The organism is Methylobacterium sp. Leaf123, from assembly GCF_001423405.1.
Lineage (GTDB): Bacteria > Pseudomonadota > Alphaproteobacteria > Rhizobiales > Beijerinckiaceae > Methylobacterium.
The window spans coordinates 20,128-44,702 of record NZ_LMNS01000013.1 but is presented as its reverse complement, the minus strand read 5'-3'; the positions used below and the strand labels follow the sequence as shown (position 1 = coordinate 44,702).

The following is a 24,575-nucleotide window of genomic DNA, read 5'->3' as shown; positions in this document are numbered from 1 at the left end:
CACATGGCACGTCCAGATCAGGCTTCAGCACCCTTCTGGAATCACCGCCATCCCGGCCACTCAACCCCGGCCAGACATTATCGGACGGGCTCTTAGCCGGCTAGAAGTTGCTTGCGACATGGCCGTCGAACAGCCGCGGCTGGGCTTGCATCGAGCTTCTCCAAACTTGAGCGCCCCGTTCTCGTTCAGGGGCTGATCCCCTATATGGGCACGCTTAAGGAGGCCCCCGCAGCGATGCAAGAGAGCGGGCTGACCTAGGACCTTCAGCCCGAGGAAACGATGTCTCAGGGGTTTGCTGTTTTCGATCGCCTGATCACCCGCAGCGTTGAGGTGTTTGAGCGGGTGTGGCCCCTTATAAGGGGAGCGCCCCACAATCGGCTCGCATGGATGGTCACTGCTGCCGGCGTACTGGTGATTGCCGGGCCCTGGTGGGAAACACCAGCCCGAGCTTTGATCGCGAAGTATCTTGATGTTCAGATCGAATCCACGACCTCCCCGGGCTGGGGATTCGCCCTCGTCGTCGTTGGCCTCGCATATCATCTCCTTGCCTATCGCGCCGATGCTCTGAGGAAGGAGTTGGCCGACAAGCGGATCAGAGATCATGACGCGCCGATGATGCGAGAATTTCAGAGCACCTTTCCAGAGCAAAAGATCAAAAGCATTCTAGGTACCATTGCGGCCGACCACTCCATTTATAATTCTGAACAAGATTTTCTTGATCTGATGACAGACCGGTTGCGGTCTCCCGATTTTTATTTAGTAGATGCCGTTGTTCGAGATCGAGCCAGAGCACTGGCGGAGGCCATCCAGCAACTCAGCCATTTTGTAGGCAGCGAGTTTTTCGTGCCAATGGGTGCCACGACACAAAGCAGAACATGCCTACAGCCGGACTTGAACATCGATCGAAGCGGCACGCACATGCCGACCGCAGACGAAAGCGCTAGGTATGACACGCTAGGTAGCGAATTGATTGACCGAGTCCGGCGTGTGAAAGCTGCTTATGCAAATATGATCCGCGCAGCGCACGAGCACATCTTATAGAGATGATACCCCAGTCGAATGCATACCCCGGATCCAGTGGATCACAGCTTCCGAACGACGAGCTATGTGACCCGAACTTAGAGTGCCTCACAAAACTCCCGGTCTCCGACCGTTCTCGCTCTGGCGATGACAGCGCAGCGGGAGTTTTGTGAGAGACACTCATATTCGCTTCCGTCAGGCAAGCTCCTCGGTTTCGAGGAAAGAACTTAAACCAAAGCATGGACTACGATAAATAGTGATAGCACCGTTTCGTATCTTATCCGGGCCCCTCTAGCGACGGCATAACCGACTGGGCATATGCCTCGGCTCAACCTATTGAACATACAGACAAACCATGTCGAATCCGTTATATATGTGCGGCTCGACGACGGGTTGCTCCTAAGGGACCGCGTATTGTTGTAGAGAGCCGTAAACCGAAGCAGAGAATCGACCTGAGGAATCGTCGTCGAGGCCGATTCGAAGCATAGGACCGCACATCAGAAAGGGCACGCAGCGCTCGCTGCGTGCCCTTTGCTATCTAACTAACTGGCACCACACCGCTTTATCCAACGACTCCGCTCCGGCACGCGACCGCAACGACGGGGCCCCGATCCTCGATCCTGCGCTCGCCCAGGTCGTCGGTCGTGGCCGCATGCGCCCGGACAAACAGGACCGCAGACATCGACGCGGGCCAACGCCGATGAAGGTGCTCCGCAGGATCTTTGGTGGCCGTCCCCCAACCAGAAGCGGCCGCGGCGCGACGAAATCGCTTGGCGACCCGCGCGCAAACGGCCGCCCGACTCCGGCATCCTACCGCGTCAGCGCCGGCCGATCAGGTCGAGCTGGGTGCCGACATGGGCGCGCAGGGCCTCGGTCGTCAACTCGATGAAGGTCTTGGCCCGATTGGGCAGCATTTTTCGCGACGGGTAGACCACGCCGAGGGTCAACGGCAGCGGTGGCGTCCGCGGCAGGACCGGCACGAGACGGCCGTCGGCGAGATAGGGCGCCACCTCGAAGACGGGCTTGAGGGCAATGCCCTGCCCCTGGATCGCCCATTCGGTCAGCACGTCGCCGTCATCCGCGTCGATGCCCCCGGAGACCGGCAGCGTCACGACCTCGTCGCCGTCGCGAAGCGTCCAGCGGAACTGCTCGGAGCCGGGAAACCGCAGCAGCAGGCAGGAATGATCGATGAGCTCGGCCGGGCTCTCGGGGGCGGGGTGTTCGGCGAGGTAGCGCGGTGAGGCGCACAGAATCCGCTCGATCTCGGCGACCTTGCGCAGGGTGAAGGTCGAGTCGCGCATCTGCGCGAGTCGGACCGCCACGTCGACCGCCTCCTGCACGAGGTCGAGCAGATGATCGGAGAGCCGAAGGTGGACATCCGTCTCGGGATGGCGCGCGCGGAAGGCGGGGATCAGCGGCGCCACGACGCGCCGGCCGAGGGCCAGCGGGGCGGTGACCTTCAGCGTCCCGCGCGGCGCGGCGCCCTGGGTTTCGACGCTCTTCTCCGCGCGCTCCACGGAGGCGGCGATGTCGAGGCAGCGGTCGTAGAAGACACGGCCGGCTTCCGTCAGGTTCATCCGCCGCGTCGTGCGGGTGAGCAGCAGGCAGCCGAGATGCTCCTCCAGCGTCTGGGTGCGGTAGCTAATCACCGAGGGCGACAGGCGCAGCGACCGGCCGGCGGCCGAGAAGCTGCCGGTCTCCGCCGCGCGCATGAAGGTACGGATACTCTCCAGAGACAGCATCCCCTCTCCCGAGCCCCGCGGCCTCGCCGACGCGGCCTTCGATTTCGCGAAAATTTCGAAAACTGGCAAGGAATTTGATGGGCATACAAGCCCGTCCGCAGCTGTAGGATCGGCGCCGGACAGGGAAGGGAGAAGCGGTGGAGAGCTTCGTCTGGGAATGGGGGAGCCTGCTGCTGCGCTGGCTCCACATCGTGGCGGCGATGGCCTGGATCGGCTCGTCGTTCTTCTTCATGCATCTCGACACGTCGCTGAAGCGGACGCCGGACATCCCGGTCGGCGAAGGCGCCGCGGCTTGGCAGGTGCATGGCGGCGGCTTCTACGAGATGCGCAAGTATTTCGTCGCGCCGGAGCATCTTTCCCCCGATCTCACCTGGCACAAGTGGCAGGCCTACACGACGTGGCTCTCGGGCTTCGTGCTGCTGGCCTGGATCTACTACGCGCAGTCGCGGCTCACCCTCATCGACCCGGCGGTGATGGACCTGTCTGCTCCGGCGGCGTCGGCGCTCGGCGTCGGCGCGCTGGCGCTCGGCTGGCTGATCTATGACCGCATCTGCCGCTCAAAGCTCGGCGAGAGCGAGACCGGGCTCGCCGCCGTGGGGCTCCTTGCCATTACGTTGGTCGCCTTCGGCTTCTCGCAGGTGTTCAGCGGCCGCGGCGCCTTGATCCATACCGGCGCCCTGATGGCGACCTGGATGGCCGGCAACGTCTTCTTCATCATCATCCCGAACCAGCGCAAGATCATCGCCGCGCTGCTGAAGGGGGAGCGGCCGGACCCGAGCCTCGGCAAACAGGCCAAGCAGCGCTCGGCTCAGAACAACTACCTGACGCTGCCGGTCGTGCTCATGATGATCGCGAACCACTACCCGATGCTGTTCGGGTCGAAGGCGACGATCCCGCTCATCGTCGCGCTGGTCACCTTCTCGGGCGCGGTGATCCGCTTCTTCTACAATGTCCGCCATGCGGACCACGCGCGCTCGCCCTGGTGGGCCTGGGCCGTGGCCTCGGCGGGTCTGGCCGCCGCCTTCGTCCTCGCCCTTGTCGGAAGCGCCGGGGGCCGCTCGGTGCTGGGCCTGCCGCCGCAGGCGGAAGGTCCGCCGGTTACCACCCTGGCCGCCGCGACACCGCCGGACCACGTGGTCGAACTCGTCGCCGGGCGTTGCGCCATGTGCCACGCGGCCGAGCCGGTCTGGGACGGGATCGGCGTCGCGCCCAAGGGCGTCCGGCTCGATACCGCCGAGGCCATCGGCCGTCAGGCCGAGGCGATCCGCCTGCACGTCGTGCTGACGCACAACATGCCGCCCAACAACGTCACCGAGATGACCGACGAGGAGCGCGGCGTGATCGCGGCTTGGCTCGAAAACACCGCGCGCTGAGATCCCTGCCCGACATCGCGACAACGGACTCTTTGAATGACGGCTTCCCCCTACAATCCGCCCTGCGGCGGCCTGCCTCCTCAGACGGCGCTGATGACCGGCCGGGCCGTGTTCACGGAGGCTTATGCCGTCATCCCGAAGGGGGTGATGCGCGACATCGTCACGAGCGTCCTGCCGTTCTGGGAAGGGACGCGGGCCTGGATCCTGTCGCGACCCCTCTCGGGCTTCTCCGAGACCTTCGCGCAATACCTGATGGAGGTGGCGCCCGGCGGCGGCAGCGCGCGGCCGGAGCCGGACCCTCAGGCCGAAGGCGTGCTGTTCGTGGTCGGCGGCCGGCTCCGCCTCGTCCTTGACGGGCAGGCGCACGCCCTGCGCCCCGGCAGCTACGTCTACCTGCCGCCGGGGGCGAATTGGAGCCTGGGCAATGACGAGCCGGAGCCGGCCCGCTTCCACTGGATCCGCAAGGCCTACGCGTGCGTGGAGGGAATCGAGCCGCCGCCGGCCCTCGTCACCCACGAAGCCGAGATCACCCCGACAGCGATGCCCGACACGGGCGGCGCCTGGGCCACCACCCGCTTCGTCTCGCCCGAGGATGTGCGCCACGACATGCACGTGAACATCGTCACGCTTCAGCCGGGCGGGGTCATCCCGTTCGAGGAGACGCATGTGATGGAGCACGGCCTGTTCGTGCTGGAGGGCAAGGCGGTCTACCGGCTCAACCGCGATTGGGTCGAGGTCGAGGCCGGCGACTTCCTGTGGCTGCGCGCCTTCTGCCCGCAGGCCTGCTACGCGGGCGGCCCCGGCCCCTTCCGCTACCTGCTCTACAAGGACGTGAACCGGCACGCCGCGCTCGCGCCCTTCCGGTCCGCCCGATGAGCGACCGGCGGATCGCCATCGAGCCGCTGACGCCGGAGGCCTTCGCGCCCTTCGGCACGGTGATCGACAAGCGCGCCGTCGCGCCGCGGCCGATGAATCGCGGCAAGGCGCGGCGCTTCCACGACCTGGCGGCGGTGCCGGTGACCGGCGAGGACGGGCAGGTGGTGATCGGCGCCGTCGAGGCAGAGCCCTACACGCTGCCGCTCCGCTTGAGCCTCGTCGAGCGTCATCCGCTCGGCGCCCAGGCCTTCGTGCCGCTCGACGCCGCGCCGTTCCTCGTCGTGGTCTGCCCCGACGAGGGCGGCAGGCCCGGCCGGCCGCGGGCCTTCATCACCGGGCCGGGCCAGGGCGTCTGCTACGCCATCGGCACCTGGCACGGCGTTCTCACGCCGCTCGACCAACCTCAGGCGTTCTGGGTGATCGACCGGGGCGGGCCCGGGGTGAACCTGGAGGAGCACGTCTTCGACGAGCCCTGGACGATTTCGTAAGGGGAGACGTCCGGGATCGCCGTCCGGCGGTCGCAGAACCCGTTTGTCGCGCGCGCCGGATCGGATACGGGATCGGCAGGCCGCGCGGGGACGGTGACGGATCGGGAGGCTCGGGCGTGGTCGGAAGCGGGATCGGGGCCCCTGCGCGACGGCAGCGACGCGACGGCGCCCTGCGCCGGGAAGCCGTGCTCGATGCCGGATTGGAGGTCTTCTCGACCGTCGGCCTGCACGGCGCCAGCCTCGACCAGATCGCCCTGCGCGCCGGGCTCTCGAAGACGAACCTGCTCTACTACTTCCGCACCAAGGAAGAGCTCTACCTCGCCGTGCTGCGGCGCGTGCTCGACGTCTGGCTCGACCCGCTCCAAGCGCTCGACGCGGCATCGGAGCCGGCCGAGGCGCTCAAGCAATACATCCGCTCGAAGATCACCCTGTCTCGGGATGCGCCCCGCGCCTCGCGGCTGTTCTGCCTCGAAATCGTGCAGGGCGCGCCGCTGCTCCGCGCCGAACTCGAAGGCCCCTTGCGCGATCTGGTCGAGGCCAAGGCCGCGGTCTTGCGCGGCTGGATCGCGGACGGCCGCATCGCCCCGCACGATCCCCGGCACCTCGTCTTCGCGATCTGGGCGATCACCCAGCATTATGCCGACTTCGCGGTGCAGGTGGAGGCCATCACCGGACGCGACCTCAGCGACGAGGCCTTCTTCGAGCAGACGGTGGAGAGCACGCAGAGACTGATTCTGGCGAGCCTCGGGCTGGCCTGATTCGTCCCCTCCCCCGCGCTCACCTCGGGAAAACTTGGCCGAAAACGCACGGGCCGTGAGCAGAAGCGGCACGCCGCGCAGGCATGGCGCGGAGAGTTTGTGCAAACGGTCAAATATCGGCTCTGAGAGTTTGACCAAATGGTCTGATTCGCTACCGTCTAGACCTGTCGCCGGCCCGTTGAGGCGCCGGCCGGATGAGCGAGCGAGGGTTTGTCATGACCCAGGCCATGAATGTCGGCGTCTTCATCCCGATCGGAAACAACGGTTGGCTGATTTCCGAGAACGCACCTCAGTACAAACCGAGTTTTGAACTGAACAAGGAAATCACGCTCAAGGCGGAACATTACGGGCTCGACTTCGCGCTCTCGATGATCAAGCTGCGCGGCTTCGGCGGCAAGACCGAGTTCTGGGACCACAATCTCGAATCCTTCACATTGATGGCCGGGCTTGCGGCGGTGACCAGCCGGATCAAGCTCTACGCCACGGCGCCGACGCTGTGCCTGCCGCCGGCCATCGTCGCACGCATGGCCTCGACCATCGACTCGATCTCGAACGGCCGGTTCGGCATCAACCTCGTCACCGGCTGGCAGCGGCCGGAATATTCGCAGATGGGTTTGTGGCCCGGCGATGAGTATTTCGGCCGGCGCTACGAATATCTCTCCGAATACGCGCAGGTTCTGCGCGAGCTGTGGGAGACCGGCCGCAGCGACCACAAGGGCGATTTTTTCCAGATGGAGGATTGCCGCGTGAGCCCGCGCCCGCAGGCGGAGATGAAGATCATCTGCGCCGGGCAGAGCAGCGCCGGGATGGCGTTCACCGCGACCTATGCCGACTACAATTTCTGCTTCGGCAAGGGCGTCAACACGCCGACCGCCTTCGCGCCCACCGTCGAGCGGCTGGAGGAGGCCAAGGCGAAGACCGGTCGCGACGTATCCTCCTACGTCCTGTTCATGGTCATCAGCGACGAGACCGACGAGGCAGCCCGCGCCAAGTGGGAGCACTACAAGGCCGGCGCCGACGAGGCGGCGATCGCTTGGCTCGGCCTGCAAGGCGCGGCCGACACCAAATCCGGCGCCGACACCAACGTCCGCCAGATGGCCGACCCGACCTCGGCGGTGAACATCAACATGGGCACCCTGGTCGGCTCCTACGCGACCGTCGCGGCGCTCCTCGACGAGGTCACCACCGTGCCGGGGACCGGCGGCGTGCTGCTGGTCTTCGACGACTTCCTCAAAGGGCTCGACGATTTCGGCACGCGGATCCAGCCGCTGATGCGCTCGCGCCGGCACGTCGCGGGCGTGCCCGGATCGCTGGCGGAGGTGGCGTGATGGCCGCCGACGCCCCCGCGGGCTACCGCGATCCGTCCGGCCGCCACGGCGCGCTGACCCTGCCGGCGCGCCCCGAGCCGATCGCCTTCGACGCCGATACCACCGCGCTCATCGTCGTCGACATGCAGAATGCCTACGCGACCAAGGGCGGCTATCTCGATCTGGCCGGCTTCGACGTCTCGGCGACCGGGCCGGTGATCGAGCGGATCGCCCGCGCCGTGGCGGCGGCCCGCGCGGCGGGCCTCCTTGTGGTCTGGTTCCAGAATGGTTGGGATCCGGACTACGTCGAGGCCGGGGGGCCCGGCTCGCCGAACTGGCACAAGTCGAACGCGCTCAAAACCATGCGCCGCCGGCCCGAGATGAACGCGCGGCTCCTATCCAAGGGCTCGTGGGATTACGCCCTGGTCGATGCGCTGACGCCTGAGCCCGGCGACATCGTCCTGCCCAAGCCGCGCTACAGCGGATTCTACAACACGCCGCTCGACAGCATGCTGCGGGCGCGCGGCATCCGCACGCTGGTCTTCACCGGCATCGCCACGAATGTCTGCGTGGAATCGACCCTGCGGGACGGCTACCACCGCGAATACTTCGGAATCGTGCTCGCCGACGCCACGCATCAGGCCGGCCCACCCGCCCTGCACGAGGGGGCGCTCCTCAACATCGAGACCTTCTTCGGCTGGGTATCGGACGTCGCCGCCTTCGAGGCCGCGCTCGCCCAGCCCTTTGCCCCCGCCGAGGCCCGCCGCATCCCCGCCTGACCGGAGACCGTCCCATGCCCAAGACCGTCGTGATCCCACCCGGCACTGGCAAGCCGCTCGCGCCCTACGTGCCCGGTACGCTTGCCGACGGCGTGCTCTACGTCTCCGGCACGCTCGCTTTCGACGGGGACAACAACGTCGTCCACGAGGGCGATGCCGGCGCGCAGACCCGGCACGTGCTGGAGACGATCAAGGGCGTCGTCGAGGCCGCGGGCGGCTCGATGGACGACATCACCTTCAACCACATCTTCCTCAAGGATTGGGCCGATTACGGCGCGATCAATGCCGTCTACGCCGCGTATTTCCCCGGCGAGAAGCCGGCGCGCTACTGCATCCAGTGCGGTCTGGTGAAGCCGGCCGCCCTCGTCGAGATCGCCTCGGTCGCCCATATCGGCAAGGCGGGCTGAGGCGATGGCCGCGCCCCTCCATCACGAGGCGTACGGGCCGGAGGGCGGACGCCCGGTCTTGCTCTCGCCGGGGCTCGGGGGCTCGGCCAGCTATTTCGCGCCGCAGATCCCCGCGCTGGCCGAGCGCTTCCGCGTGATCGCCTATGACCACCGCGGCACCGGGCGCTCGCCCGGTCCGCTGGAGCCGGGCCACGACATCGCGGCCATGGCCCGCGACGCGCTCTCCGTGCTCGACCGCCTCGACATCGCCCAGGCCGATCTCGTCGGCCATGCGCTGGGCGGGCTGATCGCCCTGCATCTCGCCCTCACCCATCCCGAGCGGGTGGGCCGGATCGTGGTCATCAACGGCTGGGCCGCCATGGACCCGGCGACGCGCCGCTGCTTTGCCGCCCGCAAGGCGCTGCTGACGAAGGCCGGACCCGAGGCCTTCGTGCGGGCGCAATCCATCTTCCTCTACCCGGCGCCCTGGCTCTCCGAGAACGCCGCACGGATCGCGGCCGACGAAGCGCATGCGCTGGCGCATTTCCCCGGCGCCGAGACGGTGCTGGCGCGCATCGCCGCCCTGGAGGCGTTCGACGCCACCGAACGGCTCGCGCGCATCCCGCACCGGACCCTGCTGATGGCCGCGCGCGACGACGTGCTCGTGCCCTTCACCGCCTCGGAGAGCCTCGCGGCCGGGCTCCCGGACGCCCGGCTCGCCGTCGCCCCGGATGGCGGCCACGCGCACAGCGTCACCCGCGCCGAGGCGTTCAACCGCACGCTCCTCGAATTCCTCGGGCCCGCCTGAGAATCCCTGTCCCGCCGCGAAAGGCCGCTGCCATGACTCTGCCTGAAAGCGCCGTCCCCCTCGATGCGAGTGCCTACCGTGCGGCGATGGCCCGGCTCGCGAGCGCGGTCCACCTGATCACCACCGACGGTCCCGCCGGGCGCGCCGGCTTCACCGCCTCGGCCGTGTGCAGCGTCAGCGACGCGCCGCCGACGCTGCTGGTCTGCGTCAACCGCGCCTCCTCGGCCTATGCCGCCTTCTGCGGCAACGACAGCCTGGGCGTCAGCACGCTGGGCGCGGAGCACGAGGCGGTGGCCGGCCTGTTCGGAGGACGCACGCCGATGGAGGCCCGCTTCGCCGCCGGCACATGGCGGAATCTGGCCGGCGGCGCGCCAACGCTGGCCGACGCCCTGGCCAGCTTTGCCTGCCGCATCGTCGGGCGCCACACCGTCGGCAGCCACGAGGTGCTCTACTGCGCCGTCGAGGCCGTCGCCGTGTCGGGCGAGGCCGACGCGCTCCTCTACAGCGAACACCGCTACCGCACGCTGCCCCGGCTTCTTCCCATCTCCGCAGCGGCCGAGCCCGCCCGCGCCCCGCGCGCCGTCGGAGCGCGCCCGGCCGAGGCGGCGCCCCGCGCCCTGCGGAGCGCCTGAACCGTGACCGACTGACAGGGCGCGGCGGCTTTGCGCTTCATGCGCTGAAGCCAGAGCGCGGCGGCACGGAAAATGCTCGATCCGGCGACGCGAAGTTCCCCGTCGTCCGGCCCTTCCACGAGACTCTCGGAACGAATCCCTGCCATGTCGCGTGCCGGCGCCCTCGCCCTGAAAGAGCCGCCCGAGAACGGGCCGGCCGAGACCGAGCGTCCGGCGGCGCGGGCCGCGCCGTCCTCGGCCGCCCCCGTCGTCGCGGCGCGCGGTCTGTCGCTGACCTACGCGGCCGCCGACGGCCCGGTCCGCGCGCTCGCGGACGTCGACCTGACGGTGGCGCCGGGCGAGTTCGTCTCCTTCATCGGCCCCTCCGGCTGCGGCAAGACCACCCTGCTGCGCTGCGTCGCCGACCTCGAACAGCCGACCGGCGGCGAACTCGTCGTCAACGGCGTCAGCGCCGAAGCGGCGCGGCTGCGGCGCGATTACGGCTTCGTGTTCCAGGCGCCCGCCCTCTATCCCTGGCGAACCATCGCGCGGAATGTCGGGCTGCCGCTCGAAATCTTCGGCGTGCCGCGCGCGGAGCGGCGGGAGCGGGTGGCGCGCTACCTCGACCTCGTCCAGCTCGACGGCTTCGCCAAGAAATATCCCTGGCAGCTCTCCGGCGGCATGCAGCAGCGTGCCTCGATCGCCCGCGCGCTCTGCTTCGACCCGAAGCTGCTGCTGATGGACGAGCCCTTCGGCGCGCTCGACGAGATCGTGCGCGACCACCTCAACGCGCAGCTCCTCACGCTCTGGCGCAAGACCGCCAAGACGATCCTGTTCGTGACCCACTCGATCCCCGAGGCGGTCTACCTCTCGACCCGCGTCGTGGTGATGTCGCCGCGCCCCGGACGGATCATCGACATCGTCGATTGCACCGCGCTCGGGCGGGAGCGCCCGCTGGAGATCCGCGAGACGCCCGAGTTCTTGCGCCTTGGCCAGCGGGTGCGCGAGGGACTGCGCGCGGGCCATGCCTATGACGCCTAAGGCCGCCGTCTCTCCGCGCGGCCGGGCGCGGCCGGTCACGGGCGTCGTCCTGGCGCTTCTCGCCGCATGGTACCTCGCGGCGCTCCTCGGCAACTGGAACGGCGCTGCGGACGCGCTGGCGCGGGCCGGCGCGACGCCCGATGCCGCGCGCATCGCCGCCGCGACCATGGCGCAGGAGCGGCCCGTGGTGCCGGCGCCGCATCAGGTTTTCTCGGAATTGTCGCGCAGCATCGTCGGCGTGCCGCTCGGCTCTAAGCGCAACCTCCTCACCCATGCCTGGGTCACGCTCTCGGCGACCCTCACCGGCTTTGCCATCGGCGCCCTGCTCGGGATCGCGCTCGCGATTGCCATCGTGCATCTGCGCAGCGTCGAGGCGAGCCTGATGCCCTGGATCGTCGCCTCGCAGACCGTGCCGATCCTCGCGGTCGCGCCGATCATCATCGTGGCGCTGGGCGCGGCCGGCGTGACGGGCCTGCTGCCGAAGGCGGTGATCGCGGCCTATCTCTGCTTCTTCCCCGTCACGGTCGGCATGGTGAAGGGTCTGAACGCCCCCGACCGGCTCCAGCGCGACCTGATGCGGACCTACTCGGCCTCGCGCCCGCAGGTCCTGACGCGGCTGCGCTGGCCGGCCGCCCTGCCCTATCTGTTCGCGAGCCTGAAGATCGCCGTCGCGGCCAGCCTCGTCGGCACCATCGTCGCCGAATTGCCGACCGGGGCGCAGGCCGGGCTCGGCGCGCGGCTGCTGGCCGGCTCCTATTACGGCCAGACGGTCCAGATCTGGGCGGCGCTGATCGCGGCCTCCGTGCTCTCGGCCCTCCTCGTCCAGGCGATCGGGCTCGCGGAAGCCGCCACGGCCCGCGCACTCGGCACGCAACCCGCAGGGAGCGCCCGATGACGCACCGCGCCGCACGGATCGTCCTGCTCACCCCCGCCGCGCTGCTCGGCGGGGTGGCCCTCGCGAGCGCCGCCCACCGTCCCGGTCTCGCTGGCGAAGCGGGGCCCGGCTTCTGGCTTGCCGCCCTCTTGGTCTGGCTCGCCGCCACGCTCGCCGCGCGCGATCTCGCCGCCGTCGCGCCCGGCACGGCCGGCCGGGGCCTCGCGCGCCTTGCCGTGCCGCTGCTGTTCGGCTTCCTCGTGCTGGTGCTGTGGGAGGCGGTCATCGTCGGCGCGGGCGTGCCCGCCGTGCTGATGCCGCCGCCGTCGAGCGTGGCCCTGCGCTTTGCCACCGCCCTGCCCGTGCTCGGCGCCGATTTCGTCCAGACCTGCCTGAAATCGGCCCTGCCCGGCTACGTCCTCGGCAGCCTGTCCGGCCTCGGCGTCGCGATCCTGGCGGACCGCTTCTCCGCACTCAAGCGCGGCCTCCTGCCGGTGGCGGATGTCGCCTCCGCGCTGCCGATCGTCGGCATCGCCCCGATCATGGTGATGTGGTTCGGCTTCGACTGGCCCTCGAAGGCCGCGGTGGTGGCCGTGATGACCTTCTTCCCGATGCTGGTTCAGGCCGGTGCGGGCCTCGCCGCCACGGGCCGGATCGAGCGCGACCTGATGCGCACCTACGCGGCGGGCTACGGGCGCACGCTTCTGAGCCTGCGCCTGCCGATGGCCCTGCCCTTCCTCTTCACCGCGCTGAAGGTCAACGCGACGCTTGCGCTGATCGGGGCGATCGTGGCCGAGTTCTTCGGCACGCCGATCGTCGGGATGGGCTTTCGCATCTCGATCGAGGCGGCCCGGCTCTCCCTCGACATGGTCTGGGCCGAGATCGCGCTGGCGGCGCTCGCCGGCTCCGCCTTCTACGGGCTGATCGCGCTGATCGAGCGCGCCGCGACCGGGTGGCACCCGTCCGTGCGCGCCGGCTAAGCCGCCCGCGCGCATCGTTACCGAGAAAACCACGGCGAACGCCGACCGGGAAAGGCTGAAGGAGAGTCAGATGGCGGGCATGAACAGGATGGGCGCGCGGATGGCCGGGCGGGGAGCGAAAGCCCTCCTCTGCGCCGGGGCGGCCCTGCTCGGGCTCGCCGCGGGCGGCGCGCGGGCGGCGGAGAAAGTCACGCTCCAGCTCAAATGGGTGACCCAGGCGCAGTTTGCCGGCTACTATGTTGCGCAGGCCAAGGGCTATTACAGCCAGGCCGGGCTCGACGTGACGATCAAGCCGGGCGGGCCGGACGTGGCCCCGCCCCAGGTCATCGCGGGCGGCGGCGCCGATGTCATCGTCGACTGGATGCCCTCGGCGCTCGCCTCGCGCGAGAAGGGCGTGCCGCTGGTCAACATCGCCCAGCCCTTCAAGAAATCGGGCCTGATGCTGACCTGCCGCGCCGACACGGGCATCAAGTCGCCCGCCGACCTCAAGGGGCGGACGCTCGGCGTCTGGTACGCGGGCAACGAGTACCCGTTCCTGGCCTGGATGGCCAAGCTCGGGCTCAAGACCGACGGCTCGCCCGGCGGCGTGACGGTGCTGAAACAGGGCTTCAACGTCGATCCCCTGATTCAGAAGCAGGCCGACTGCGTCTCGACCATGAGCTACAACGAGTATTGGCAGGTGATCGATGCCGGCTTCAAGCCGGAGCAGCTCGTCGTCTTCCGCTACGAGGATCAGGGCGTGGCGGCACTTGAGGACGGGCTCTACGCCCTCGAACCGAAGCTCAAGGACAAGGCCTATGTCGCGCGCCTCGCGAAGTTCGTGGCTGCGTCCGCGAAGGGCTGGGCCTATGCCGCGCAGCATCCCGACGAGGCGACCGAGATCGTGCTGGAGAACGACGCCAGCGGCGCCCAGACCGAGAAACACCAGAAGCGGATGCTGAGCGAGATCGCCAAGCTGCTCGACATGTCCGGCGGCCGGCTCGACCCCGCCGATTACGAGCGCACGGTCGCCATCCTGCTCGCCGGCGGCACCGACCAGCCCGTCATCACCCGCAAGCCCGAAGGCGCCTGGACCCATGCGGTGACGGCGGCCGAGGGGCAGTAGCGCCTGACGGCGTAGAACGGGGGGCCCGTCGGTCCGGCTCCTGCTGCGGGACGACATCTTGCCAAGCCGGCCCCCGAGGGATCTCGACCCGATACGATCCGCGACGCGGGCGAGCCGGTCTACAATCACAAGCCGGGCGGGCGATCCGCGGGTCTATCCCGCGGCGGCGGAAGGCATCGTCGGCGGGGCACCCTGAACGGGGGCGCCTTCCCGTGCCGCGGCCTCGCGCTCGGCCTGCTCGACGAAGCGGCGGATCAGCCAGCGCCCGGCCGGTCCCGGGGGATGATCGGTGCGGTAGATCGCGGTCAGCGGCAGCCGGCGGCGGCGGGCCTCGGGAAGGTTCAGCTCGACGAGGCGGCCGGCGGCGATATCCGCCTCGACCATATGCGCGGGCATGCTGCCCCAGCCGATCCCGGCGAGCAGCAGCGTGTGCTTGGTGCTGAGATCCGACAGCCGCCACGTGCGGTCGGCGATGACGCCGAACTCCTGCCCCTGGGACAAAGGCGTGCGGTCGGTGATGACGAGCTGGACATGCGCGCGCGCCGCCCCCGGAACGAGGCCGTCCGCCCCGGCCAGCGGATGGTTCGGCGCGGCCACGGGAAGCATCTCGACCTCGCCGACGGCGATCAGTTCGAGCGGTTCGCTGTCCTGCGTCCAGAGTTCGACGCTGATGCCAAGATCGGCCCGGCCCTCGGCGACGGAAAGCTGCGCAGCCCCGAGGGCCTCGACATTGAGGCGCAGGGACACGGTCGGAAACTCGGCCTGAAACGCGGTGAGCGCATCGACGAGCCGGGCGCCGGGCATCAGCACGCTCGACACGAAGCCGAGTTCGGCCTCCAGGCCGCCGAGCAAGCCGCTGACCTTGGCCCGTAGGGTGTCGATGCTGTGGGCGACCGTGCGGGCTTCCGCCAGCACCGCGCGGCCGGCTTGCGTGAGCTGAGGCCGGCGCGTCGCCTCGCGGTCGAACAGCGGCAGGCCGAGTTGAAGCTCCAGATTGGCGATCGCGTAGCTGATCACCGAGGTCGCGCGGTTCAGCCGGCGCCCGGCCGCGGCGAAGCTCCCGCTCTCGACCACGGTGAGGAACACCCGAAGCTGGTCGAGTGTCGGCGTCCCCGGTCCCTGCATGCGCTCTCCCCCCTGGCGCTTCAGCGCCGCGGAGAGAGGCTGCAAGCAAGGGCGACGCCGCGGCCGAACACAGCGAAGCCGGCCCGCGTGAGAGGACCGGCTTCGCCGAGTTCAGATCTCGGATCGGTCTTCGCCGGGACGAGCCCGGCGATCGGGCGTCGCACCCGAGCGGGCGGGATCAGCGCGCGGTGCGCGACCGGTGCACGGAGCCCGTGGTCAGGCTGTCCGCCGACACGGTGCCGAGGCGGCTGTCGCGCGTGGTGTGGCGCTGCATGAGGCCGGCTTCGTCGCTCTGCCCGCCCGGTGCGGTGACGGCGGGGATGCCGGCGGGGGCATTGTAGCTCTGGGCGGCGGCCGAACCGGTCACGCCGGCGGTGAGGGCAAGGGCGAGGACGGACGCGGTGAGGATGCGGGACATGGGACACTCCATCGGTGGGTTGCGGTGACGGCCGGTTCGTCCGTCATCTGATGGAGAGAAGATGGACCCGCCTAAGCGTCCCAGAAACTGGAATAAGTTCGAACGAAACGTTCGATAAAGTTGAAAAGCCGAGGCGACACCGGGCAGCGCCATGAGAAAGGCCGACCGCGTCGATACGCGACCGGCCCTTTGGATCATCGAAGCCGAGGTGTGGGGACCGTTGGCTCAGCGGCCGTGAACGGCGTGGGCTCCCCGGACGGTCGAGCCGGTCGCGTAGACGCCCTCGACGGCGACGGTGCCGTGACGGCCGTCATGCCCGAAGTAGCGCTGCACGTTTCCCGGACCGGCGATGCCGACGAGGCCGCCCGGCGCGGTGACGGCCGGAATTCCGGCCGGCGCGTTGTAGCTCTGGGCCGAGGCGGCGGTGGTCAGGGCGAGGCCGAGGAGCGCGCCTGCGGCGATACGTGCGATCATGTCGTCAATCTCCAAGACTAGTCGTCAAAACGAGCGTTGGCGTCGCGGTCGAACCGCTCGACGCCTCATGTCTTGAAAACTGAGCACCGGTGCCGCGCAAAACAACACGAAGTGCTTGGAATCTTTGCACATTGATACGGCATCACCGAGACGCGCGGCCAGGATCATTCGCCGCTACCACCTGAAAACTTTAGGTTTTGTCTGATCTTAGCGCCCTGGTGCAGAATCTTTCGACATGGCGGAGGCATTGGCACAAAGCTTTCGCGGCGGGTGCATTTCCGCACGCCGAAACCGCTCCCGAACCGCCCGACCAGGGGGCAGCCTCTCTGGTCAGAGCTTCATGGGGCGGCCCCCGCACCACGATGGCCCGGCCCGCACTCACGACGATTCGCTCGGGCAAGGGGCCGCGCGACGATCGCGTCGAGGCCGGCGCGGGCAGAAGGATCAAGCCGGCAGGGCCGCCCTCGCGCATCGTGTCGGCATGGGAAAGCCCCGGCACCGGCCTCGGCACGGCCTTTGCTGCCGATCACGGCGCAAACGGTGGCCATCATGGCCCCGCGGGAGCCTCCAGAATGCGTGTGAAACGGGCCGGTCTCGGCCTCAGTCTCCCCCTCCTCGCATGGTTCGTGGCCGCCTTCTGTCTCGGCAGCGGCGTCGCCACGGCTCCGGGTGCCCGCGCGCAGGGCACGGTGACATCACCGGCTGGCCAATCGCGCATCACCGCTCCGGGCGGGCGGCGCGGAAAGGCCGCTCGTTCCCACCGGAAGCGTCACCGGTGAAACCGGCCCTCGACCTCGCGCGCCCATCCGCAACCGGAAAGTCCGTCACATGCGTCTCATCACGACCGCCACGCTCGTACTCTGTGCCCTCGCGGGCTCGGGCGGTGCCGCCTTCGCCCAAGGATCGACCGGCGCCCCGGCCGGCAGCCCGGGCGTGACCGCGCCGGGGGGCACGGAAGGGGCGGCGGCCATCCCGAACGAGCAGGAGGCGATCCGCTCGGGCGAAGCCATCCCGGCAACGCCCGGCACCGGCCTACCGGTGGAGACGGCCCCGCCCCCGGCCAGCCAGCACCGGCCGCCGCACCCGCCGCGGCCCTGACCGGCCTCGAAACGAAAGAGGCGCCGCCGGAGCGATCCGGCGGCGCCTCCATTTCCGATGGGCCGCGCCCGCGGCGACGGCGAACGCTACTGCGTCAGCCGGTCGTCGATGCCCTTCACGTACCAGTTCATCCCGAGGATCATCGGGTCCGGGGCCTGCTCCCCCGCCTTCACCGCGACCGAGCCGTCCTGCTTGATCACCGGCCCCTGGAACGGGTGGATCTTGCCCTCGACGATCTCCTTCTTGGTCTCCTCGGCCAGCGCCTTCACGTCGTCGGGCATGTTGGTGAAGGGCGCCAGCACGACCATGCCGTCCTTGATGCCGGCCCAGGTGTCGCCGCTCTTCCACGTGCCGTCGAGAACGGCCTTGGTCTGCGCGATGACGTAGCCGTTCCAATCATCGACGATCGAGGTGAGCTGCGCCTTCGGGGCGAAGCGGTACTGGTCGGAGGATTGGCCGAAGGCGAGCTTGCCGGCCTTTTCCGCCTCCTGAAGCGGCGCGGCGGAATCGGTGTGCTGGGTCAGGATGTCGGCGCCTTGCGCCAGGAGCGCCTTGGCGGCCTCCGCCTCCTTGCCGGGGTCGAACCACGTGTTCACCCAGACGATCTTGATCTTGATGTCCGGGTTGACCGACTGCGCGCCGAGCATGAAGGCGTTGATGCCGCTCACGACTTCCGGAATCGGGAAGGAGGCGATGTAGCCGACGGTGCCCGATTTCGACAGCTTGCCCGCGATCTTCCCGCAGATGTAGCGGCCCTCGTAGAAGCGGGCCGAGTAGGTGGAGACGTTGTCCGCCCGCTTGTAGCCGGTGGCGTGGGCGAACTTCACCTTGGGGAATTTCTTGGCGACCTTCAGCGTCGGCTCCATGAAGCCGAAGGAGGTCGTGAAGATCAGGCCGGCGCCCGAGCGGGCGAGCTTCTCGATCGAGCGCTCGCTGTCGGCCTCGGGCACGTTCTCGAGGAAGGTCGTCTCGACCTTGTCGGACAGCGCTTCGACCAGCGCCTTGCGGCTGAGGTCGTGTTGGTAGGAGTAGCCGTAATCGGCGACCGGGCCGACATAGACAAAGCCCACCTTGAGCTTGTCCGCCGCCCGCACCGGAGCCGCCGCGACGGCCGCGCACAGAAGTGCCCCGGCCACGCGCGTGACGATGCTGCCCATCATGAATGTCTGCCCCTTTTCGACGGCGTTGCCCGCCGCGGCTTGCCGGCGCCGCGCAGGGCACCTGAGGCGGGTCAGAGCAAGACCAGGGCCAGGACGGCGCGCGGGAGCCGGGAGCGTCGGACCGGTTTTAGGGTCAGAACCTCACTCGCTTGACCATGTGAATGGCTGCTGAGGGTGGGGGGCAGACAATGGCCCTTTGCCATAAAGCGGGCCTTCCTGCCCTGACCCAAGTTTGCCGTGGCATTCCATCCGCGTCGTCCTCTGACACGGATGCTCGTTGCACGACGAATTTTCCAGCACCGCTCCCTCCGCTGCCGTCCAGGGTTCCGGGATGGCATCTTGACTCACTGATCAAAGACGCCGGTGCTGCACACCCCGCGGGTCCTTGTTCAGGAACCTTTGGCCGGCATGATCAAGCGACCCTTCGCCCTTCCGTATCGTGATGGCGCGCAGCGTTCGGGAGCAGAGCCTGGGCGGTAACGCGGTTACGTCCCGTTCGCTTCGACTCGTACAGGGCGTGATCGGCCGCCCGGAGCGCATCCTGCTTCCGAGCCAAAGAGCTCGGGATCACGCTGGTGACGCCGATGCTGACGGTGACGGCGCGACCGTCTGCGCCTGGATTCATGAGGCCGCAGGCTTCGACGGCCATCCGTAGGCGCTCGCCGAGGTCGAGCACGGCCTCGGGATCGGCCCCACGCACGACCACCACAAATTCCTCGCCCCCGTAGCGCGCGACCCGACCTTCGGGCGGCAGGCTCTCTTGGAGCGCACGTGCCACCGCGACGAGCCCATGATCCCCGGCTTCGTGCCCGGCAGCGTCATTGAACTGCTTGAAGTGATCGATATCGATCAGCGCAAGGCCGATCCACTGCCCCCGCTGACCGGCGTCCGCCCAGGCGTGCTCAAGATATTCCTCGTGCGCGCGGCGGTTGGAGACCCCTGTCAGGGCATCGGTGCTCGCGAGGATCGCGAGTTCCCTGGTAAGCCGCGTGAGGTCACGATTCAGGCAGATCTGCAATTGCCGGTTCAGAAAATGCAGCCGCTCGGACCGTTCGAACACGAACAGGCGAACGCCGAGTAAGCCCAGGCTGAAAACGGTGACGAAGTTAACATAGGCCAGCATACCTTGCGTCTTCGGCGCAATAACGAGCAAGATGGCCGCATCGTAGGCTGCTAGGACCAGTCCAACAGAGATCAGCGCGATCCGGAAACGCTGCCCGGTCAACGCACTGTAGACGAGGATCAGCCCTCCCTGAACTGTCACATAGCGGGTTGTCGTTTCGCCCTCAGCAAGGCACGCGAGGATGGTGATAATGCCCATCGCGGAGCACAGCGAAAGCGCAGCAGAGGCGTCGAGCACGCGGCTATCGGCCGTTCGGAACGCGGATCGGAATGCCAAGATCTGGACGGGCAGGAGAAAGCCCAGGCGCAGCGTGAGCGCAAGCGCCCAGAGCGGATGCTCAGCATAGTCGATCGGGGCCACGGCAAGGCACATCCCCGCGAGGACGGCGATCTCGATCAGCACATGACGCCGACGGATCTTCATGCTGTCGTGGCGCAGGGCTCGTTCCAGATCGCTATCGAAGCCTATCCGGTACCACGGCCGAGCAAGATGGTTTTCGATCAGCCGAGTATCGAATGACCGGTCTTCGCCACAGGCGCTTTCGGGCATCCTTTCCCTCTCTAACTGTTCTGCGGCGACTCTCACACGTGGAGGCGTTGCCCCTGTAAGGACAGATCGCTAACAATTCCGAAAATGATCAGCGGGAGTATTCGAAATGCTTTAAAAAGTATGATTTCGCTTCCCAACCTTTGCCGGATTTGTATCCTGCGTGTTGCGTCAGCGCGAGGGCCATAAGCGTCCGTCGTCATAGGAGGCGTATCTGTGCCCGTGTCCGCTCCGATCGCCTGCTACAACAGTGCGGCCCAACCGATTCCCAGCCGTTCCGTTCATCTGATGCTGTTTCACCGACAGCCTAAGAGCGGACGTTCCTAAGGCCTGGAATGGGTCGGACGCCGCCTCTCGCATAGCCAAGCGGATTGAGTCTTGGCCCTATGAACCTGACTGCGCCCCTGACCTAGAGCCGTATCCGACCCGATTTCATCAGGCCGACGCCTCTTGATCGTTGTTTTGACGCGCGTTCTTTCGACGAACCGGTTTCCACTTCGTCGGAATGCGCTCTAGTGATGCCCGGCCATATAGCGGCCGATCACCTCGGCCTCCGCCGCGGCGGCCGGGGTTTCGTGGACGAGGCGCCCGTCCGACATCACGACGATGCGGTCCGACAATTCCAGGATCTCGTCGAGATCCTCGCTGATCAGCAGGACGGCGGCGCCGGCGTTGCGCGCCGCGACGATCCGGGCGCGGATCTCGGCGACCGCTGCGAAATCAAGGCCGAAGCAGGGATTGACCACGATCAGGAGATCGACCGGATCGGTGAGTTCGCGCGCGAGCACGGCGCGTTGCACGTTGCCGCCCGAGAGCGTGGCGATCGGCGCTTCCGAGGAGGCGGTCTTCACCTTGAAGCGGGCGATCAGATCCTTCGCCCGCCGGCTCATGGCGCGCCGGTCGAGCCAGAGGCTCGGCGGACCGGCGGGATCGTCGCTGCGCCGATCGAAGGCGCGGAAGGCGAGATTCTCGGCGACCGACATCCGCGGCGCGCAGGCGTTGCGCAGGGGCTCCTCGGGGATGAAGCGCACCCGGTGCCGGCGGCTCTCGGACCGGGTGCCGCCATAGGGCTCGCCCTGGACCGCGACGCGACCGCCCGTGGCGCGGATCTGGCCGCCGAGCACGTCGGCGAGTTCCTTCTGCCCGTTGCCGGAGACGCCGGCGATGCCGACAATCTCGTGGGCGCGCACGCGCAGATCCGCCACATCGATCCGCCGCAGGCCGGAGACGTCCGTGGCGGTGAGGCCCTCCACCTGCAGGATCTCGCGCGCGGGGTCGGGCTCGCCGATCCGCGCGGCGATCGTCCGCACGGCGCGCTCGCCCACCATCATCGCCGCCATGTCGTCCCGCGACAGCGCGCCGACCGCGCCGCCGCCGACGAGCCGCCCGCGGCGCAGGACGCTGAGGCTGCGGGCGAAGGCTTCGACTTCGCGGAACTTGTGGCTGATCATCAGCACGGTCAGCGCGCCCGCATCCGCCATGCCTCGCAACAGGCCGAGCACCTCCTCCGCCTCGGCGGGTGTGAGCACCGAAGTCGGCTCGTCGAGGATGAGGAAGCGAGCCTTGAGGTAGAGCTGCTTGACGATTTCGAGCTTCTGCTTCTCGCCAGCCGCCAGCTCCGCCACCGGCCGGTCGAGATTCAGCCGGAACGGCATCCGGGCCATGAAGTCGGCCAGGGCCGCGCGCTCGGCCTTCCAATCGAGGATCGCGGGCGCGTCGGCCCTCGCGATGACGAGGTTCTCGGCGCCGGTCAGCGAGGGCACCAGGGTGAAATGCTGGTAGACCATGCCGAGGCCGCGCCCCTGCGCGCCTTTCGGCCCGGTGATCTCGGCTTCGCGGCCGTCGACGAGGACAGCGCCGGCACTGGGCGAGTAGAAGCCCATCACGCATTTGACGAAGGTCGATTTGCCCGCCCCGTTCTCGCCGAGCAGGGCGTGGAAGCCGCCGGCCTCGATCTTCATCGAGACGTCGTCGAGGGCGGTGAAGCCGCCGAAGCGCTTCGTCATGCCGACCGTCTCGACGGCCAGCGCGCCGGAGGAGAGCGGGAGAGCCGTCATCGCACCCTCAGCCCATCGCCGCGAGGATCGCCGCGGAGGCGGCGACCGCACCGAACACGCCGCCCTGCATCGTCACCATCTTCAGGGCCGCCTCGTGGTTGCCGCGGTCGGTGGCGGCGGTGCCGTCGGAGACGATCACGCATTCGAAGCCGCGGTCGTTGGCCTCGCGCAGGGTGGTGTGGACGCAGACATCGGTGGTGATGCCGGTCAGGATCAGGTTGCGGATGCCCCGCGTCGTCAGGATCAGTTCGAGATCGGTGGCGTAGAACGAGCCCTTGCCCGGCTTGTCGATCACCGGCTCGTCCGGCAGCGGCGTCAGCTCCGGGATGATCTCCCAGCCCGGTTCGCCGCGCACCAGCACCCGCCCGCAGGGGCCGGGATCGCCGATCCCCGCCCCGATCCGGCGCGAACGCCAGCGCTTGTTGGCGGGAAGATCCGCGAGATCCGGCCGATGGCCCTCGCGGGTATGGATCACGGGGTAGCCCCCCCTCCGCGCGGCGGCGAGGAGCTGCGCGATCGGTTCGATCGGCGCGCGGGTCAGGGCGAGGTCGTAGCCCATGGCATCGACGTAGCCGCCCTTGCCGCAGAAGTCGGTCTGCATGTCGATGATGACGAGCGCCGTGGTCTTCGGGTCGAGCGAGCCGTCATAGGGCCAGGGATAGGGCTCGGCGGCGACGAAGCGCCCGCCCCCGGCCGACCCGGCAGAGGGGAAGGGGATGACGCTCATGCGGCCTTCTCCTGGTAGCTTGCATCACAGAATTGTTGTAACAATCTCGTTGTGACGACGCGCTTCGAATGGGATGCGGCCAAAGCCGCCGCGAACCTGCGCAAGCACGGCATTCGCTTCGAATCCGCCGTCCGCGTGTTCGCCGACCCGTTCCTCATCGTGAGCCCCGAGCGGGTCGAGGACGGAGAGATTCGTTGGCAGGCCCTCGGCTCCATCGGCGGGTTCGAGGTGCTGCTGATCGCCCACACGATCCGTGAGAGTGACGAGGATGGCGAGGAGATCGAGATCATCCGCATCATCTCGGCCCGAAGAGCCGACCGTGCCGAGAGACGACGCTACGAGCGGGAACCGCGTTCGTTTTGACGTCGATCTGGCGAATCTTCCGCCCCTGACCGAGGCGCAGAAGACCGAACTCGAAGCGCTCGCGGCCTTGCCCGACGAAGCGATCGATTACAGCGATATCCCGCCGCTCACCGATGCGTTCTGGGCCAACGCCGTGCGCGGACAATATTATCGCCCGACCAAGACCTCGACGACGCTGCGGATCGATTCCGACGTGCTGGCGTGGCTGCGCGGTCACGGGCGCGGCTACCAGACGCGCATCAACGCCATCCTGCGCCGCGAGATGCTCGCGGCGCTGAAGAAGCAGGGCTGAACCCCGCCTCACTCCGCCGCCTCCCGAGCCGCCGATGTCTGGCCCTCGCCATAGGCACGGGTCGGGGCGGGAAAGCCGCAGCTCGTCCCGTCCGTCACCTGCACCGCGTCCTCCCACGGCACGCGGTAACGGCCCGCGGCGAGGTCGTGCATGTAGGTGTAGGGGCAGTCGCCCGCGCCGCCCTTCACCGCCGTGTAGCCGCGGTGGCCGAGCTGGTAGATGTTGTTCTCGACGCCCCAATGCGCCCGCGCCTCGCGCACGAGATCCGGCCGCACCTCGGCGGTGATGATCTCGTCGACGCGGCCGGTGGTACCGTGGGCGAGGATCGCGCCGTCGAAATTGACGATCATGCCCTCGCCCATCGAGTCGAAGGTGCCGTCGGAACCGCACATGCAGACGTTGGCGGTCACCATCAGGTTGCAGAAGGCGTTCGATTGGTTGGTGAAGCGCCAGGATTCGCGGATCGGCGCAGTATAGCCGGCCGTGCGGATCATGATCTCGGCGCCCTTGTAGGCACATTCGCGCGCCATCTCCGGGAACATGCCGTCGTGGCAGATGATGAGGCCGATCTTAGCGCCCTTCGGCCCCTCGATCACCGGGATGCCGAGATCGCCCGGCTCCCAGGGTTCGACCGGCACCCAGGGGTGCATCTTGCGATAGTAAAGCTTGAGCGCGCCGGTATCGTCGATGATGAGGCCGGAATTGAACGGGTTGCCGTTCGGGTTGGCCTCCATGATCGAGAAGCAGCCCCAGATCCGGTTGTCGCGGCAGGCCTGTTTGAACGCGGCGACCTCGGGGCCGTCGAGCGTGCACAGGATCTCGGGACGGGTGTCCATCGATAGGCCGTGCAGGGCGTATTCGGGGAAGACGACCAGATCCATCGTCGCGAGGTTGGCGCGGGCCTTGGCTACCAACGCGACGATGCGGTCGGCCTGCGCCGTGACGTCGGCCCGCGTGGCGATGGTCGGCAGTTGAAGCTGGACGAGGCCGATGACGACGCCGTTCGGGGATTTGTTCAGTCCGCCGAGACCATTCATGAGGTTT

The 24,575-nt window shown here is 68.1% G+C and carries 26 protein-coding genes; 17 read left to right on the top strand and 9 right to left on the bottom strand.

The annotated features are described in order from the left end of the window. The first annotated feature begins 279 nt into the window (after positions 1 to 279). Positions 280 to 1,041 (top strand): hypothetical protein, encoded by a 762-nt coding sequence (locus tag ASF53_RS25730; RefSeq protein WP_156635535.1) that lies wholly within the window; start codon positions 280 to 282, stop codon positions 1,039 to 1,041. A 797-nt stretch (positions 1,042 to 1,838) separates the two neighbouring features. On the opposite strand, the gene ASF53_RS12710 is transcribed toward ASF53_RS25730, so the two are convergent. After that, positions 1,839 to 2,762, bottom strand: a complete 924-nt coding sequence (locus tag ASF53_RS12710; protein WP_056198623.1) for a LysR family transcriptional regulator — start codon at positions 2,760 to 2,762, stop codon at positions 1,839 to 1,841. Between the two features lie 137 nt (positions 2,763 to 2,899). Here ASF53_RS12710 and ASF53_RS12705 point away from each other — a divergent pair, with 137 nt between their 5' ends. The 13 genes from ASF53_RS12705 to ASF53_RS12645 all read left to right on the top strand — a co-directional run bounded on the left by ASF53_RS12705 (position 2,900) and on the right by ASF53_RS12645 (position 14,148). Then, positions 2,900 to 4,135 (top strand): urate hydroxylase PuuD, encoded by a 1,236-nt coding sequence (locus tag ASF53_RS12705; RefSeq protein WP_056198619.1) that lies wholly within the window; start codon positions 2,900 to 2,902, stop codon positions 4,133 to 4,135. A 36-nt stretch (positions 4,136 to 4,171) separates the two neighbouring features. Next, positions 4,172 to 5,011 carry a bifunctional allantoicase/(S)-ureidoglycine aminohydrolase gene (locus ASF53_RS12700; protein ID WP_056198616.1) on the top strand — a complete coding sequence of 280 codons (840 nt, stop codon included), beginning with the start codon at positions 4,172 to 4,174 and terminating at the stop codon, positions 5,009 to 5,011. Further along, positions 5,008 to 5,499, top strand: coding sequence for an ureidoglycolate lyase (locus ASF53_RS12695; protein WP_056198613.1), 492 nt, complete (start codon positions 5,008 to 5,010; stop codon positions 5,497 to 5,499). The genes ASF53_RS12700 and ASF53_RS12695 overlap by 4 nt, the downstream gene beginning before the upstream one ends. A 116-nt stretch (positions 5,500 to 5,615) precedes the next feature. After that, a complete protein-coding gene (rutR, locus tag ASF53_RS12690; RefSeq protein WP_056198609.1) occupies positions 5,616 to 6,257 on the top strand; it encodes an HTH-type transcriptional regulator RutR in 642 nt (213 codons plus the stop codon). A 227-nt stretch (positions 6,258 to 6,484) separates the two neighbouring features. Next, positions 6,485 to 7,585: a pyrimidine utilization protein A gene (gene rutA / locus ASF53_RS12685; RefSeq protein WP_056198636.1), complete on the top strand. Its 1,101-nt coding sequence runs from the start codon at positions 6,485 to 6,487 to the stop codon at positions 7,583 to 7,585. After that, entirely contained in the window at positions 7,585 to 8,343 is a 759-nt protein-coding gene (rutB, locus tag ASF53_RS12680; RefSeq protein WP_056198605.1) for a pyrimidine utilization protein B, read from the top strand. The genes rutA and rutB overlap by 1 nt, the downstream gene beginning before the upstream one ends. A 14-nt stretch (positions 8,344 to 8,357) precedes the next feature. Beyond that, complete coding sequence (gene rutC / locus ASF53_RS12675) at positions 8,358 to 8,750, top strand: pyrimidine utilization protein C (RefSeq protein ID WP_056198603.1); 393 nt, start codon at positions 8,358 to 8,360, stop codon at positions 8,748 to 8,750. A gap of 4 nt (positions 8,751 to 8,754) precedes the next feature. After that, on the top strand, positions 8,755 to 9,537 hold the full coding sequence (rutD, locus tag ASF53_RS12670; RefSeq protein WP_056198600.1) for a pyrimidine utilization protein D: 783 nt from the start codon (positions 8,755 to 8,757) through the stop codon (positions 9,535 to 9,537). A 32-nt stretch (positions 9,538 to 9,569) separates the two neighbouring features. Beyond that, entirely contained in the window at positions 9,570 to 10,169 is a 600-nt protein-coding gene (locus ASF53_RS12665) for a flavin reductase (RefSeq protein ID WP_056198597.1), read from the top strand. Positions 10,170 to 10,313: 144 nt separating this feature from the next. After that, the gene (locus ASF53_RS12660; protein ID WP_082482687.1) at positions 10,314 to 11,189 is read left to right on the top strand and encodes an ABC transporter ATP-binding protein; all 876 of its coding nucleotides are present in this window, start codon (positions 10,314 to 10,316) and stop codon (positions 11,187 to 11,189) included. Continuing rightward, a complete protein-coding gene (locus ASF53_RS12655; protein ID WP_056198593.1) occupies positions 11,179 to 12,084 on the top strand; it encodes an ABC transporter permease in 906 nt (301 codons plus the stop codon). The genes ASF53_RS12660 and ASF53_RS12655 overlap by 11 nt, the downstream gene beginning before the upstream one ends. After that, a complete protein-coding gene (locus ASF53_RS12650; RefSeq protein ID WP_056198591.1) occupies positions 12,081 to 13,043 on the top strand; it encodes an ABC transporter permease in 963 nt (320 codons plus the stop codon). Before ASF53_RS12655 ends, ASF53_RS12650 begins: the two co-directional genes overlap by 4 nt. A 100-nt stretch (positions 13,044 to 13,143) precedes the next feature. Continuing rightward, positions 13,144 to 14,148, top strand: coding sequence for an ABC transporter substrate-binding protein (locus ASF53_RS12645; RefSeq protein WP_056198631.1), 1,005 nt, complete (start codon positions 13,144 to 13,146; stop codon positions 14,146 to 14,148). A gap of 153 nt (positions 14,149 to 14,301) precedes the next feature. Here ASF53_RS12645 and ASF53_RS12640 read toward each other — a convergent pair whose 3' ends face one another. From ASF53_RS12640 to ASF53_RS12630, 3 genes are all read right to left on the bottom strand, one after another. Next, positions 14,302 to 15,273, bottom strand: coding sequence for a LysR family transcriptional regulator (locus ASF53_RS12640; RefSeq protein WP_056198588.1), 972 nt, complete (start codon positions 15,271 to 15,273; stop codon positions 14,302 to 14,304). 178 nt (positions 15,274 to 15,451) lie between these two features. Beyond that, a complete protein-coding gene (locus ASF53_RS12635; RefSeq protein ID WP_056198585.1) occupies positions 15,452 to 15,691 on the bottom strand; it encodes a hypothetical protein in 240 nt (79 codons plus the stop codon). A 225-nt stretch (positions 15,692 to 15,916) separates the two neighbouring features. Continuing rightward, entirely contained in the window at positions 15,917 to 16,165 is a 249-nt protein-coding gene (locus ASF53_RS12630; protein ID WP_056198629.1) for a hypothetical protein, read from the bottom strand. 828 nt (positions 16,166 to 16,993) lie between these two features. On the opposite strand from ASF53_RS12630, the gene ASF53_RS12625 reads away from it, so the two are divergent. Next, positions 16,994 to 17,263 carry a hypothetical protein gene (locus ASF53_RS12625; protein WP_056198582.1) on the top strand — a complete coding sequence of 90 codons (270 nt, stop codon included), beginning with the start codon at positions 16,994 to 16,996 and terminating at the stop codon, positions 17,261 to 17,263. Positions 17,264 to 17,349: 86 nt separating this feature from the next. Here the strand turns inward: ASF53_RS12625 and ASF53_RS12620 are convergent, their stop codons facing one another. The 4 genes from ASF53_RS12620 to biuH form a co-directional block, all read right to left on the bottom strand. Continuing rightward, positions 17,350 to 18,423, bottom strand: coding sequence for a BMP family ABC transporter substrate-binding protein (locus tag ASF53_RS12620; RefSeq protein ID WP_056198579.1), 1,074 nt, complete (start codon positions 18,421 to 18,423; stop codon positions 17,350 to 17,352). A 412-nt stretch (positions 18,424 to 18,835) separates the two neighbouring features. Beyond that, positions 18,836 to 20,095, bottom strand: coding sequence for a GGDEF domain-containing protein (locus ASF53_RS12615; RefSeq protein ID WP_082482679.1), 1,260 nt, complete (start codon positions 20,093 to 20,095; stop codon positions 18,836 to 18,838). Positions 20,096 to 20,604: 509 nt separating this feature from the next. Continuing rightward, positions 20,605 to 22,149, bottom strand: a complete 1,545-nt coding sequence (locus tag ASF53_RS12610) for an ABC transporter ATP-binding protein (RefSeq protein ID WP_056198574.1) — start codon at positions 22,147 to 22,149, stop codon at positions 20,605 to 20,607. A gap of 7 nt (positions 22,150 to 22,156) precedes the next feature. After that, positions 22,157 to 22,876: a biuret amidohydrolase gene (gene biuH, locus ASF53_RS12605; protein WP_056198571.1), complete on the bottom strand. Its 720-nt coding sequence runs from the start codon at positions 22,874 to 22,876 to the stop codon at positions 22,157 to 22,159. A 51-nt stretch (positions 22,877 to 22,927) separates the two neighbouring features. On the opposite strand from biuH, the gene ASF53_RS12600 reads away from it, so the two are divergent. Together ASF53_RS12600 and ASF53_RS12595 are read left to right on the top strand one after the other, a co-directional pair. After that, positions 22,928 to 23,239 carry a BrnT family toxin gene (locus tag ASF53_RS12600; RefSeq protein WP_056198568.1) on the top strand — a complete coding sequence of 104 codons (312 nt, stop codon included), beginning with the start codon at positions 22,928 to 22,930 and terminating at the stop codon, positions 23,237 to 23,239. After that, on the top strand, positions 23,196 to 23,531 hold the full coding sequence (locus ASF53_RS12595) for a BrnA antitoxin family protein (RefSeq protein ID WP_056198566.1): 336 nt from the start codon (positions 23,196 to 23,198) through the stop codon (positions 23,529 to 23,531). Before ASF53_RS12600 ends, ASF53_RS12595 begins: the two co-directional genes overlap by 44 nt. 8 nt (positions 23,532 to 23,539) lie before the next feature. Here ASF53_RS12595 and ASF53_RS12590 read toward each other — a convergent pair whose 3' ends face one another. Further along, positions 23,540 to 24,568, bottom strand: a complete 1,029-nt coding sequence (locus ASF53_RS12590; RefSeq protein WP_056198563.1) for a formamidase — start codon at positions 24,566 to 24,568, stop codon at positions 23,540 to 23,542. Between the last annotated feature and the right edge of the window lie 7 nt (positions 24,569 to 24,575).